We start from the raw sequence: 12,258 nt of genomic DNA, 5'->3' as shown, positions 1-12,258 counted from the left end.
TAGAATCAACCGGGCGGTACTGTTCATGCTTCACCAATTTAATGGGTCCCGGCTTTCGCCGGGATGACGATGTGAGGGAGAACGCGAGAATCCTAAAAGCTACGCTCGCCGACCCATTCTTCTGAGGACGAGCTACTCATTCCTGAACTTGGGCTTGCGCTTGGCGCGGAAGGCCGCGACGCCTTCCTTCAGATCCTCGGTCGTCGCCGCGAGCGCGCCGGCGATCGCTTCGAGCGGCCGCTCGGTCTCTTCGCCCTCGGCCGCGTTGATGAGCGCCTTGGTGAGCTCGAGCGCCACCGGTCCGCGGGCGAGTATGCGCTCGACATAGTCCTGTGCCTTGGCGAGGCCCGCCCCGCGCGCCGCCAGCGCATCGACGAGGCCCAGAGCCAGCGCCTCCTGCGCCGCGAAGACCTCGCCGAACAGTGCCATGCGGCGGGTCAGTTGCGCGCCGAACCGACGCGCGACGCGCTGCGTGCCCGACCAGCCAGGAATGATGCCAAGCCCGGTCTCGGGCGCGCCGATCATGACATGTTCCTCGGCAATCCTGAGATCGGCGACAGCCGCGAGTTCGAGGCCGCCGCCCAGCGCATGGCCGTTCAGCACCGCGATCACCGGTTGGCGCAAGCGCGCCCAGGCATCGAAGGCGCGATGGCCGTGACGGACCCAGGCGCGGCCGAAGTCGAGCGGTGAGAACCCGGCCCAACCCTCGATATCGCCGCCAGCGCAAAAGGACTTCTCGCCCTCGCCGGTCAGGAGGACGATGCGGATGTCGCGCTCGGCCTCGATCAGCTGGGCGGCGCGTTCGAGCGCCGACATCATGCTCATATCGAGCGCGTTAAGCTTTTCGGGGCGCGCGATGGTGAGGATGGCGACATGGTCCCTGTGCTCAAGCCGGATGCGCGGATCGCCGGTGTCAGGCATGGGCAAGCTCCAGGCCCATGGGCTCAGGTCTGAACAGGCAAGCATCCATCGTCTTGAGGCCGGGTGAGACTTTCAGCGGAATATCGGCCTGCGCGAGGATATGCTGATCGAGGTCGATGCCGGGCGCGATCTCGGTGACGACGAGACCGTCCCTGCCGAGCTTCAGCACGCAGCGCTCGGTGACATAGGTGATGTCCTGGCCCTGCGCCACGGCGCGGCGGCCGGAGAAGGACACCTGCTCCACTTCCGGCACCAGCTTCTTCACCTTGCCTTCCTTCTCGATCGCAAGCTTGCCGTCCTTCACCTCCATCCTGGCGCCGGCATTGTAGAAGCCGGAGAACACGATCTTGCGGGCGCGCGCGGTGATGTCGACAAAGCCGCCGGCGCCCGCGGTCACATGCGGCCTGACCCCCAGCTTCGAGACATTGACCGAGCCCGATCGGTCGATCTGCAGGAAGGACAGCAGCGAGCAGTCGAAGCCCGCCGCCTGGAAGTAGGTGAATTGCTGCGGCGAGGGCATCACGGCCTCGGCATTGGAGGCGCAGCCGAACTGGAATTCGAGCAAGGGCACGCCGCCGATCGGGCCCTGCTCGATCACCCAGGTGGCCTCGCCATGGCGGCCTTCCTCAAGCAGGATGCGCGGCACATTGGCCGAAACGCCGAAGCCCAGATTGACGGCCCAGCCCTGCTTCAGCTCCTGCGCGACGCGCCGGGCGATGACTTTTCCCAGGCCGAATTCCATGGGCCCGAAGCTCGACATCGGCCGGTTCACCTCGCCCGAAATGGCCGGATCATAGATCGTCTGCGTCGTCTGCCATTGCTCCGGCGCCTCGACGACATAGTCGACGAGAATGCCCGGCACGCGCACGCTGTGCGAGTTGAGCGAGCCCGCCTGGACGATACGCTTCACCTGGGCGATGACGATGCCGCCATTGTTGTGCGCCGCCATGGCGAGATCGGTGATGCCGAGGAAAGCGCCTTCCTGCTCGCAGGAGAGATTGCCGCGCTCATCGGCCGTCGTCGCCCGGATGATGGCGACCCTGGGCACGATGGCCGGGAAATAAAGCCACTCCTCGCCCTCGAATGTCACCTTCTTGACGACCGGCGCACTGGCTGCCTCGTTCATGGCGCAGCCTTCGCGATCAGGATCGACAAAGGTGTCGAGCCCGACTTTGGTCAAGACGCCCGGGCGCTTGGCGGCGGCTTCTCTATGCATGTCGAAGAGGATGCCGGAGGGGATGTTATAGGCTTCGACCTCGTTCCTGCCGATCATCTGCCAGATGAGCGGCGGCTCGGAGGATGAGGGGCCGGAAGGATAGGAGCCGGCGATGATGCGCTTGATCAGGCCGGGCTTCGCCAGATGATCGATGCCCTTCACGCCATACATGTCGCCGGCAGCGATCGGGTGCAGCATGGTCACGGCTTTCGGGTGACCCTCCTGGGCGAAACGTTCGCCAATCGCCTTCAGCATATGGTCGGGACAGCACAGGCCTGAGCTCGAATTGACCGTGATGACGGCGCCATCCGGTATCTGGCGGGCAGCTTCGGCGGCGGTGACGATGCGGGCCATGAGGGGGCTTGATCTTTCGCGAGAATTCCGACAAGTAACCATTTAGTTATTTCATTCCGGGCCGGCGGTCAATCGCCAGCCCGCCCTCCAGGCAGGCCACGACCGATGAGCAGTTCCCGTCCCTGCGCACTCATCACCGGCGCCCGGCGCGGCATCGGCAAGGCCATCGCGCTCGGCCTGGCGCAAGCCGGCTTCGATGTGGCGATCAATGACCTCGACATCTCGTCCGAACTCGATGCGGCGGTCGCCGAAGCCAGGGCCTTGGGCGTCAAGGCTGCGGCCATTGCGGGCGATGTGTCGGCGACAGACCAGCATGAACGAGTTCTCGACGCCGCCGAAAAGGCGGTCGGGCCGTTGACGACCCTCATCAACAATGCCGGGGTCTCGGTCATGAACCGCGGCGATCTCCTCGAGGTCACAGCTGAAAGCTATGATCGCTGCCAGTCGGTCAATACGCGCGGGTTGTTCTTCCTCACTCAGGCCTTCGCCAGAAGGCTTCTGGCGCGGCAACGCAGCGCCGACCTGCATCATTCCATCGTGACGATCACCTCGGCCAATGCCATTGGCGTCTCGATCAACCGCGGCGAATATTGCGTGTCGAAGGCGGCCGCCTCGATGGTGTCCAAGCTCTTCGCCGCACGCCTCTCCAATGACGGGATCGGCGTCTATGAGATCCAGCCCGGCTTCATCGAGACCGACATGACGGCGCCGTCGAAAGCCCGCTATGACAAGCTCATCGAAGGCGGGCTCACCACCATCAGGCGCTTCGGCACGCCGGAAGAAGTCGCCCGGATCGCCGTGACGCTGGCAACCGGCGGATTGCCCTATACGTCCGGCCAGGCGATCGCCGCCGATGCCGGCCTCCTTACCGTGAGATATTGACGATGACCGAGATCAAGCTTCCCGACGCCTCGGGAAAACTCGCCTCCTACCGGCTCAGCGGCTCGCCCATCGCCGTGAACAAGGGCGCCAAAACTTTCAACCGCGTCGCTTTCGCCGCCGCCCATATCGTCGTCGACCCGTTGAAGAACGGCGATCCTTCCGCCTCGCCGATCCTCGACTGGGACAGGACGCTGGCCTTCCGCCATCACCTGCTCGATCTCGGCTTCGGCATTGCCGAGGCCATGGACACCGCACAGCGCGGCATGGGTCTTGACTGGCCGGGCGCTCATGAGCTCATCCGCCAGTCGCTCGGCAGCGCCAGGGGCCGCAAGGATGCGATGATCTATTCGGGCTGCGGCACGGAGCAGCTGGCGCCTGAAGCCGCCCGCTCGCTTGATGATGTCGTCGCCGCCTATCTCACTCAGCTCCATGCCATCCAGAAGCTCGGCGGGCGCATCATCCTGATGGCAAGCCGGGCGCTCGCCCGCATCGCCAGATCGCCGGGCGACTACGAGACCGTCTATTCGAGGGTGCTCAAGGAAGCCGACCATCCGGTCATCCTGCATTGGCTGGGCGACATGTTCGATCCGGCGCTGAAAGGTTATTGGGGTGCTGCCGATTTCCCGCCGGCGCTCGAAACGGCGCTCAATGTCATCGCCGCCAATGAGAAGAAAGTCGATGGCATCAAGATCTCGCTGCTCGACGACCAGAAGGAGATCGTCATGCGCCGCCGCCTGCCCAAGGCGGTCAGGATGTATACGGGCGATGATTTCAACTATCCCGAGCTGATCGCTGGCGACGCGCAGGGCTTTTCGCATGCGCTGCTCGGCATATTCGACCCGATCGCGCCTGCCGCTTCATTGGCGCTCGAGAAGCTCGCCGCCGGCGATCGCGCCGCCTTCGAAAAAATCCTGGCGCCGACCGTGCCGCTGTCGCGGCTGATCTTCCGGGCGCCGACGCAATACTACAAAACGGGCGTCGTCTTCCTGGCCTGGCTCAACGGCTTCCAGGATCATTTCATCATGGCGGGCGGCGCCCAGTCGATGCGGCCCATCGCTTATTTCACTGAAATACTGCGGCTGGCCGACCAGGCGGGCCTCATCCGTGATCCCGATCTCGCGGTCCGTCGCATGCGGCAGCTCCTCGCCCTCAACGGCATCGAGAATGCGTGATCTCAAAGGCCACCCGGAGCTCTGCGCCATCAATACGGCGACGCTTGGCTTCACCACGCCCATAGCGCAGGTCATCGACGCCATCGCGCGGCATGGCTTCGGCGGCATCGCGCCCTGGCGGCGCGAGATCGAAGGCCATGATGTCGCGGCCATCGCGCGCCGGATCCGCGATGCCAAGCTTGAAGTGACCGGCTATTGCCGCAGCACCTTCATCCCGGCCGCGACAACAGCGGAGCTGCGGAGCAATATCGAGGCCAACAAGCGTGCGATCGAAGATGCGGCGACGCTGGGGGCCAAAAGCTTCGTCATGGTGGTGGGCGGTCTCGCGGCGGGATCGAGGGACATCATCGCCGCGCGCGCGCAAGTCGCGGAGGCGACGGCCGAATTGCTCGACCATGGAATCGAGCATGGCGTGAAGATCGCGCTCGAGCCCCTGCATCCGGTCTATGCGGCGGACCGCTCCTGCCTCTCCACGATCGATGAGACGCTCGATCTGTGCGATCGGCTCGATGGCGGCAAAAGTGATGCGCTGGGCGTGTGCCTCGATGTCTATCACATTTGGTGGGATCCCTATCTGGCGCGCGCCATCCAGCGCGCCAGGGGCCGCATCACGGGCTTTCATGTCTGCGACTGGCTTCTCAAGACCAGGGACGCGCTCAACGACCGCGGCATGATGGGCGATGGCGTGATCGACATCCCGGCGATCCGCGCCATGATCGAGGGCGCGGGCTATCAGGGGCTGGTCGAAGTGGAGATCTTCTCCGCCGCCGACTGGTGGACGAGGCCGATCGATGAAACACTCAGGGTCTGCCGCGAGCGCCTGGCGGGCTGTTGCTGACACCGTGCCCGGGCTCACTTAAGCATGGCGCCGGAAGACGCTATGATCGCGAAACCATCGCAACCCGACGCAAGGACAGGAACCATGGACATCAAGAGAAGCGGATCACGGCCATCCGGCAAGGGCCCGGCGGATTATTTCACCGGCACGGTCAGGGTCGATCCGCTCATCGAGGCGCCCGGCCCGGCGCGCGTGCGCGGCGCCCATGTGACCTTCGAACCGGGAGCCCGCACCAACTGGCACACCCATCCGCTCGGCCAGACGCTGATCGTCACATCGGGCCGCGGCTGGGCGCAGGTCTGGGGCGGTCCGGTCGAGGAGATCACGCCGGGCGATGTCGTCTGGTTTCCGCCCGGCGAGAAGCACTGGCATGGGGCGACGCCAACGACCGCCATGACGCATATCGCCATTCAGGAGGCGCAGGACAACAAGACCGTCGACTGGCTGGAGAGAGTCAGCGACGAGCAATATCGGCGTTGACCAAGGCTAGTCCCATTTGGGCGCCCAGCCGGTGGGCGAGATCAGGCGGCGATTCTGCTTCGAGGCCTGGGTGAGCTTCGCCATGTCGGCCGGCGACAGCTCGAAATCGAAGATGCGCATATTGCTCTTGGCGTTTTCCGTCTTGGTCGTCATCGGCAAGGCCACGACACCCTGCTGGACGATCCAGCGCAGGGCAATCTCGGAAGGCGGGCGGCCGAGGCGCTTCGACACCTCGACCACGGCGGGATCTTTCAGCACCGCGCCCCGCCCCAGCGGACTATAGGCCGAAAGCACGATGCCGAGCTTCTCCGCTTCCTCGCGCACGCGCGACTGGTCGAGCAGGGGATGGAATTCGACCTGGTTGTTGATGAGCGGCAGGGAGGCGCGCTTGGCCGCCCGTCTCATCAGCGGAATGGTGAAATTGCTGACGCCGATGGCGCGGGCGAGACCGGAGCTCTGCGCGGCGCACAGCGAATCGATGGCGGAATCGAAATCCTCGTCTTCCGGCGGCCAGTGGATGAGCAGGAGATCGACATAATCGACATCGAGCTTCGCGAGGCTGTCCTCGAGGGAGTGGCTGAAATGCCGGCGGCCGAGATTATCGCGCGCCACCTTGGTGACGAGATAGATATCCCCCCGCTTCACGCCGGATTTGGCGATCGCCTGGCCTACGTCCTTCTCATTGTCATAGAGCTGGGCCGTGTCGATATGGCGAAGCCCGAGATCGAGCGCCATGGCGACGCCATCGCGGCATTCCGCACCCGTCAAAGGGTAAGTGCCATATCCCAGAAGAGGTATGCCATTGGCCGTCTTCATGGCGTCATTCCCATTCGCAACCCCCCGCTGGATTGGACTCAAGCTTAATCAACCGATTTCCGTTGAGCCAGCGTATTTTGCGGGTTGGACGGCAGGCGGGCTATGTGTTGAACACATTGCGCAGCGCGGCATGGAGGCGGCGGAAGGTCCGGCGCTTCCCGGCATAGGGAAACGAGGCGCCGGTCCGGGGTGATTTCAAGGCCGCCGGCGGGTTTCAGGCAGACGCTTTCGGGGGGCTTCCTCGGCCAGCGTGACCTGGCCAGCCGCCCCTCCGGGCCTCGGTCAGAGCGAAGGGTCCGGCTTCGACGCCGATGACGACACTCAGTGGGCAGTTGCCTCCGGCGGCTTCATCGCGCCCGTCATCATCGCAACAGCGTCGGACATGGAAAACTTCTTCGGATCGATGACGGCAAGCCGCCGGCCGAGCCGGTGGATGTGAACGCGATCCGCTACCTCGAACACATGCGGCATATTGTGTGAAATCAGCACGATCGGCAGACCGCGGCGCTTGACGTCGAGTATGAGCTCGAGCACGCGGCGCGATTCCTTGACGCCAAGTGCGGCGGTCGGCTCGTCCATGATCACCACCTTGGAGCCGAAAGCGGCGGCGCGCGCCACCGCCACACCCTGGCGCTGGCCGCCGGACAGCGTTTCGACAGCCTGGCCGATATTCTGGATGGTCATCAGCCCGAGCTCGCTCAACTTGTCGCGTGCCACCTTGGCCATGGCCGGGCGGTCGAGCATGCGCAACCAGCGGCCGAGCGGCCCGGCTTTGCGGATCTCGCGGCCGAGGAACATGTTGTCGGTGATCGAGAGCGCCGGCGACAGCGCCAGGTTCTGATAGACGGTTTCGATGCCGGCGATGCGCGCCTCCATGGGCGTGCGGAATTTCAAGACCCTGCCTTCGAGCGTGATCTCGCCCTCATCGGGCGTGATGGCGCCGCATATGGCCTTGATGAGCGAGGATTTGCCGGCGCCGTTGTCGCCGATCACGGCGAGGATCTCGCCGGGATAAAGGTCGAAATCGGCATGATCGAGCGCGGTGACGCGGCCATAGCGCTTGACCAGCCCGCGGGCGGTGAGAATGGGTTGCATCAGGCGGCTACCTTTCTGATCCATTGATCGATGGCGACGGCGGCGATGATGAGCACGCCGATCAGCAGATAGGTCCATTGCGGATCGGTGCCGATCATGCGCAGGCCGAGCTGGAACACGCCGACAATGAGGGCGCCGAAGATCATGCCGAGGATCGAGCCGCGGCCGCCGAAGAGCGAGATGCCGCCGATCACCACGGCGGTGATCGATTCGATATTGGCGAGCTGGCCCGAGGTCGGCGAGACCGAGCCGAGGCGGCCGATCAAAACCCAGCCGGCCAGCGCGCAGATCACCCCGGACAGCACATAGACCTGAACCAGCACGCGTTTCACGCGCACGCCCGACAGCTCGGCCGCATCGGGATCATCGCCGATGGCATAGACATGGCGCCCCCAGGCCGTGTGATTCAGCACATGCCAGAGCAGGAAGACGAGCAGGAACATGGCGGCGATGATGGCATTGCCGTGGAACAGCTGAAGCAGCGGCGCCTGTTCGGCGATGTCCTGGCTGCGGATCGTCTCATTGGCCGAATAGAGGAAGTTGCCGGCGAGGATGATCTGCCAGGTGCCGAGCGTCACGATGAAGGGCGGCAGCTTCATGCGGGCGATGAGCGCGCCATTGAGCCAGCCGCACAGCGCGCCGCAGCCGAAGCCGCACAGGATGGAGACGGGCGCCGGAAGGCCATAGCGGAAGGTGAACTGGCCCATGACGACGGAGGACAGGACCATGATGGCGCCGACCGAGAGGTCGATGCCGGCGGTGAGGATGACCAGCGTCTGGGCGGCGCCGATGATGGCGGAGATCGCCACCTGCTGCAGGATGAGCGGCAACGCGAAGAAGAACTTGGCGCCGAGAATGGCGCCGAAGACCGAAACCGACAGAACCAGCACGATGAGGGGAACCGCGGCGGGATTGCCGTGCAGGAAATGCTGGGCCCGTTCGAGCGGCGTGCGATGCTGGTCAAAGCTGGCGACCGTCGCGTCGCTCTTGTCGAGAACCTTTTCGAATTCCTGCGCTGCCGTCATGGCGGCCTCCCATTGCGGGAGAGCAGCCCTAAGGCCGCTCCCCACTTGTCAGAACATTCTCGTCAGGTCTTTTTCCGGGGCGATCAGCCCCAGCACTTTTCCGTGCCGGCCTTGGTGTCGATCGACTCGACGCCCGCGGCAGGCTTGTCGGTCACCAGCGCGGCACCGGTGTCGAAGAAGTTCTTGCCTTCGGTGAGCTTTGGCTTCTCGCCGGTATCGGCGAATTTCTTGATCGCCTCGATGCCCATGGCGGCCATCAGCAAGGGATATTGCTGCGAGGTGGCGCCGATGATGCCGGCGGCGACGTTCTTGACACCCGGGCAGCCACCATCGACCGAGACGACGAGCACGTCCTTCTCGCGGCCCGCCGCCTTGAGCGCCTCGAAGGCGCCGGCCGCGGCCGGTTCGTTGATCGTGTAGACCACGTTGATGGCAGGTTCCCTGGTCAGGCAGTTCTCCATCGCCGCACGTCCGCCTTCCTCATTGCCGTTGGTCACGTCGTGGCAGACATTGCGCGCGTCATCCTCGTCGCCGATCTTGTTGGCATCCTTCACATCGATGCCGAAGCCGGTCATGAAGCCCTGGTCGCGCAGGACATCGACGGTCGGCTGGCTCGGATTGAGGTCGAGATAGGCGATCTTGGCATCCTTAGATGCATCGCCGAGCTGGGCCTTGGCCCAGGCGCCGATCAGCTCGCCGGCCTTGAAATTGTCGGTGGCGAAGGTCGAATCGGCGGCATCGATCGGATCGAGCGGCGTGTCGAGCGCGATCACCAGGATGCCGGCGTCGCGGGCCTTCTTGACCGCATCGACAATGGCCTTGGAATCGGAGGGAACCAGCAGGATGCCCTTGGCGCCATCGGCGATGCAGGATTCCATCGCCGCCACCTGGCTTTCATTGTCGCCGTCGATCTTGCCGGCATAGGCCTTGAGCGTGACGCCGAGCTCGGCCGCCTTGGCCGTCGCACCCTCCTTCATCTTGACGAAGAAGGGGTTGGTGTCCGTCTTGGTGATCAGGCAGGCGCCGACCTCGCCGCCAAGGGCCGGGGCCGCCGAGGCGATCCCCAGAAGGCCTGCGCCAAGCAGCATGGATCTAAGTGTCGATTTCACGAAAAACCTCCCAAATTTCAGGCTCTTATCGAGCCGCTTCGTTCCAATGGGGCTGGTCAATGACCAGCCGGCAGGTTTCTGTTGACACAGAAATCCGGCCTAAGTCAATAAATAAATCATGCTGATTTATTTATCAGACTGGAATTCAGTCTCATGGCATCGTACAAGCGCTCTCGGGAGAGGGCTCAGGTGACAATGGATGTAAGCGGAGCAACCGCGGCCGGGCGTGCCGATCTGGCGCGCGGCACGCATCAGCCGGCGCTGCGCGCCTATCACGCAAGGCTGCTGCTCTCGCTCATTCGCCGGCATGGCAGCCTGCCCAAAGCCGAGATTGCGCGCCTGACCGGCCTTTCGGCGCAGACCGCCTCGGTGATCATGCGCCGTCTCGAAGCCGATGGCCTCCTCACCAAGGAAGCGCCGAAGCGCGGCAAGGTCGGCCAGCCGCTGGTCCCCTTCTCCCTCAATCCCGAGGGCGCCTTTTTCATCGGCCTCAAGATCGGCCGGCGCAGCGGCGATCTTATCCTGCTCGATCTCGCCGGGCACATCCGCGCCAAGATCCACCAGCCCTATGCCTTTCCGACACCAGGGACGATCTCCTCCTTCGTCAAGCGCGGCCTCGACGGCCTGAGCAATGGGCTCGACGCGACGGGCCGCAACCGGATTGCCGGCCTCGGCATCGCCGTGCCCTTCGAATTGTGGAACTGGGAGGAAGAGACGGGTGCCGACCGCGCCATCCTCGATGCCTGGCGCGGCGTCGACGTGCAGAAGGAGATCGAAGCGCTGTGTCCCTGGCCGGTCTATTTCTGCAACGACGCGACCGCCGCATGCGCTGGCGAGCTTGTCTTCGGCTCAGGCGCCCAGCACCGCGACTACATCTATTTCTTCGTGAGCTACTTCATCGGCGGCGGCGTCGTCCTGAATGGCAGCCTGTTTCCCGGGCGCAGCGGTTATGCCGGCGCCGTCGGCACACTGCCGGTGCCCGACGGCTCGGGCCGCACGCAGCAGCTGATCCGCTCGGCCTCGCTCTATGTGCTTGAGCGCTCGCTGAGCGAGGCCGGCCGCGATCCTTCCGTCCTGTGGCAATCGCCCGACGATTGGGGCGATATCGGCCGCCCGCTTGAAGACTGGATCGCACGCAGCGCGCAAAGCCTGAGCTATGCGATCACGGCCGCAGCCTCGGTGATCGACTTTCCCGCCGTCATCATCGACGGCGCCTTTCCCGCCGCGGTGCGGGAGAGACTCGTAGGCACGGTTCGTGCCAGGATGGGCTCGGTCGACACCAGGGGATTGGCGCCTTTCGAGATCATCAGCGGCACGATCGGCAGCGACGCGCGGGCCATGGGCGCGGCCAGCCTGCCATTGCTCGCCAATTTCGCCGCCGACCGTGACGTGCTGTTCAAGGAGACGACATGAAGCCCGGCACCATTCTCTGTTGCGGCGAGGCGCTGACCGATTTCATTCCCCGTCTCACCCGGGAGGGCGCGCCCGCCTTCGAGCCCAAAGTCGGCGGCTCGCTGTTCAACACGGCAGTGGCGCTCGGACGCCTCGACGTCGCCTCCGCTTTCCTCGGCGGACTCTCCACCGACTTCTTCGGCGACGAATTGCGCAAGGCGCTGGCCGCGAGCCATGTCGACATCTCGCTGTCGCCGGTGACGGACCGCTACACGATCTGCGCCTTCGTCAAGCTCGAGGAGGGCCATGCGCGCTATTCCTTCATCGATGAAGGCTCGGCCTGCCGCATGCTCGCGCCCGCCGACCTGCCTTCCCTGCCCGATCAGATCGTGGCGCTGCATCTCGGATCCTTCGTCCTGGCGATCGAGCCCTGCGGCTCGGCCTATGAGGAACTGTGCCGGCGCGAATGTCACAAGCGTGTCATCCATTTCGATCCCAATATCCGCGCCAATCTGATCAAGGACCGCGAGCGGCACCGGCAAAGGGTCGAACGCATCGTTTCCATGTCCGACATCATCAAGATGAGCGATGAGGATCTCGCCTGGATGGCACCGGGCACGAGCCCCGAATCTTTCGCACAAGACTGGCTTTCGCGAGGCGCCAAGCTCGTTGTCGTGACGCGCGGCAAGGACGGCGCGCTGGCTTTCACCAGGACATTCGACTGTGAAGTTCCTGGTGCTCACGTGAAGGTCGCCGACACGATCGGCGCCGGCGACACCTTCACCGCGGGCCTTCTCACCTGGCTCACGCGCGCCAAACGCCTCAGCAAGCCTGCCATTGCGGCACTTGACCGGGAGAGCGTGATCGCGGCATTGAAGTTCGCCGTGAAGGCCGCCGCCGTCACCGTATCGCGACCGGGCGCCGATCCGCCATGGTCGCATGAACTCGAAGGATGAAG

Annotated in this window: 12 protein-coding genes; 6 read left to right on the top strand and 6 right to left on the bottom strand. The window is 64.5% G+C overall.

The features are described from left to right. Positions 1–132: 132 nt before the first annotated feature. Both DT068_RS04605 and DT068_RS04600 read right to left on the bottom strand, forming a co-directional pair. Positions 133–921, bottom strand: a complete 789-nt coding sequence (locus DT068_RS04605) for an enoyl-CoA hydratase/isomerase family protein (protein WP_119388602.1) — start codon at positions 919–921, stop codon at positions 133–135. Next, the gene (locus DT068_RS04600) at positions 914–2,491 is read right to left on the bottom strand and encodes an acyl CoA:acetate/3-ketoacid CoA transferase (RefSeq protein ID WP_119388601.1); all 1,578 of its coding nucleotides are present in this window, start codon (positions 2,489–2,491) and stop codon (positions 914–916) included. The genes DT068_RS04605 and DT068_RS04600 overlap by 8 nt, the downstream gene beginning before the upstream one ends. A 105-nt stretch (positions 2,492–2,596) precedes the next feature. On the opposite strand from DT068_RS04600, the gene DT068_RS04595 reads away from it, so the two are divergent. The 4 genes from DT068_RS04595 to DT068_RS04580 all read left to right on the top strand — a co-directional run bounded on the left by DT068_RS04595 (position 2,597) and on the right by DT068_RS04580 (position 5,863). Then, the gene (locus DT068_RS04595) at positions 2,597–3,373 is read left to right on the top strand and encodes a 3-ketoacyl-ACP reductase (protein WP_119388600.1); all 777 of its coding nucleotides are present in this window, start codon (positions 2,597–2,599) and stop codon (positions 3,371–3,373) included. A 2-nt stretch (positions 3,374–3,375) separates the two neighbouring features. Next, positions 3,376–4,545 (top strand): dihydrodipicolinate synthase family protein, encoded by a 1,170-nt coding sequence (locus DT068_RS04590; RefSeq protein WP_119388599.1) that lies wholly within the window; start codon positions 3,376–3,378, stop codon positions 4,543–4,545. Continuing rightward, a complete protein-coding gene (locus DT068_RS04585) occupies positions 4,538–5,383 on the top strand; it encodes a sugar phosphate isomerase/epimerase family protein (RefSeq protein ID WP_119388598.1) in 846 nt (281 codons plus the stop codon). Before DT068_RS04590 ends, DT068_RS04585 begins: the two co-directional genes overlap by 8 nt. A gap of 84 nt (positions 5,384–5,467) precedes the next feature. Next, positions 5,468–5,863: a (R)-mandelonitrile lyase gene (locus DT068_RS04580; protein WP_119388597.1), complete on the top strand. Its 396-nt coding sequence runs from the start codon at positions 5,468–5,470 to the stop codon at positions 5,861–5,863. A gap of 6 nt (positions 5,864–5,869) precedes the next feature. On the opposite strand, the gene DT068_RS04575 is transcribed toward DT068_RS04580, so the two are convergent. The 4 genes from DT068_RS04575 to DT068_RS04560 form a co-directional block, all read right to left on the bottom strand. Continuing rightward, positions 5,870–6,679, bottom strand: a complete 810-nt coding sequence (locus DT068_RS04575) for an aldo/keto reductase (RefSeq protein WP_119388596.1) — start codon at positions 6,677–6,679, stop codon at positions 5,870–5,872. Positions 6,680–7,000: 321 nt separating this feature from the next. Beyond that, positions 7,001–7,798, bottom strand: a complete 798-nt coding sequence (locus DT068_RS04570) for an ATP-binding cassette domain-containing protein (protein ID WP_162913999.1) — start codon at positions 7,796–7,798, stop codon at positions 7,001–7,003. After that, the gene (locus tag DT068_RS04565) at positions 7,774–8,799 is read right to left on the bottom strand and encodes an ABC transporter permease (protein WP_119388594.1); all 1,026 of its coding nucleotides are present in this window, start codon (positions 8,797–8,799) and stop codon (positions 7,774–7,776) included. Before DT068_RS04565 ends, DT068_RS04570 begins: the two co-directional genes overlap by 25 nt. A gap of 83 nt (positions 8,800–8,882) precedes the next feature. Further along, a complete protein-coding gene (locus DT068_RS04560; RefSeq protein ID WP_438816413.1) occupies positions 8,883–9,887 on the bottom strand; it encodes a sugar ABC transporter substrate-binding protein in 1,005 nt (334 codons plus the stop codon). 216 nt (positions 9,888–10,103) lie between these two features. Here DT068_RS04560 and DT068_RS04555 point away from each other — a divergent pair, with 216 nt between their 5' ends. Further along, complete coding sequence (locus tag DT068_RS04555) at positions 10,104–11,321, top strand: ROK family transcriptional regulator (RefSeq protein ID WP_119388592.1); 1,218 nt, start codon at positions 10,104–10,106, stop codon at positions 11,319–11,321. Continuing rightward, positions 11,318–12,256 (top strand): carbohydrate kinase family protein, encoded by a 939-nt coding sequence (locus tag DT068_RS04550; RefSeq protein WP_119388591.1) that lies wholly within the window; start codon positions 11,318–11,320, stop codon positions 12,254–12,256. The genes DT068_RS04555 and DT068_RS04550 overlap by 4 nt, the downstream gene beginning before the upstream one ends. Positions 12,257–12,258: the final 2 nt, after the last annotated feature.

Source organism: Taklimakanibacter lacteus (assembly GCA_003576695.1).
Classification (GTDB): domain Bacteria; phylum Pseudomonadota; class Alphaproteobacteria; order Rhizobiales; family Aestuariivirgaceae; genus Taklimakanibacter; species Taklimakanibacter lacteus.
This window is presented reverse-complemented; position numbering and strand designations above follow the sequence as displayed.

What these genes read in the sequence shown, in the direction of transcription:
- DT068_RS04605 (WP_119388602.1), bottom strand. Translation starts at nt 921, where the DNA reads ATGCCTGACACCGGCGATCCGCGCATCCGGCTTGAGCACAGGGACCAT.
- DT068_RS04600 (WP_119388601.1), bottom strand. Translation starts at nt 2,491, where the DNA reads ATGGCCCGCATCGTCACCGCCGCCGAAGCTGCCCGCCAGATACCGGAT.
- DT068_RS04595 (WP_119388600.1), top strand. Translation starts at nt 2,597, where the DNA reads ATGAGCAGTTCCCGTCCCTGCGCACTCATCACCGGCGCCCGGCGCGGC.
- DT068_RS04590 (WP_119388599.1), top strand. Translation starts at nt 3,376, where the DNA reads ATGACCGAGATCAAGCTTCCCGACGCCTCGGGAAAACTCGCCTCCTAC.
- DT068_RS04585 (WP_119388598.1), top strand. Translation starts at nt 4,538, where the DNA reads ATGCGTGATCTCAAAGGCCACCCGGAGCTCTGCGCCATCAATACGGCG.
- DT068_RS04580 (WP_119388597.1), top strand. Translation starts at nt 5,468, where the DNA reads ATGGACATCAAGAGAAGCGGATCACGGCCATCCGGCAAGGGCCCGGCG.
- DT068_RS04575 (WP_119388596.1), bottom strand. Translation starts at nt 6,679, where the DNA reads ATGAAGACGGCCAATGGCATACCTCTTCTGGGATATGGCACTTACCCT.
- DT068_RS04570 (WP_162913999.1), bottom strand. Translation starts at nt 7,798, where the DNA reads ATGGATCAGAAAGGTAGCCGCCTGATGCAACCCATTCTCACCGCCCGC.
- DT068_RS04565 (WP_119388594.1), bottom strand. Translation starts at nt 8,799, where the DNA reads ATGACGGCAGCGCAGGAATTCGAAAAGGTTCTCGACAAGAGCGACGCG.
- DT068_RS04560 (WP_438816413.1), bottom strand. Translation starts at nt 9,887, where the DNA reads ATGCTGCTTGGCGCAGGCCTTCTGGGGATCGCCTCGGCGGCCCCGGCC.
- DT068_RS04555 (WP_119388592.1), top strand. Translation starts at nt 10,104, where the DNA reads ATGGATGTAAGCGGAGCAACCGCGGCCGGGCGTGCCGATCTGGCGCGC.
- DT068_RS04550 (WP_119388591.1), top strand. Translation starts at nt 11,318, where the DNA reads ATGAAGCCCGGCACCATTCTCTGTTGCGGCGAGGCGCTGACCGATTTC.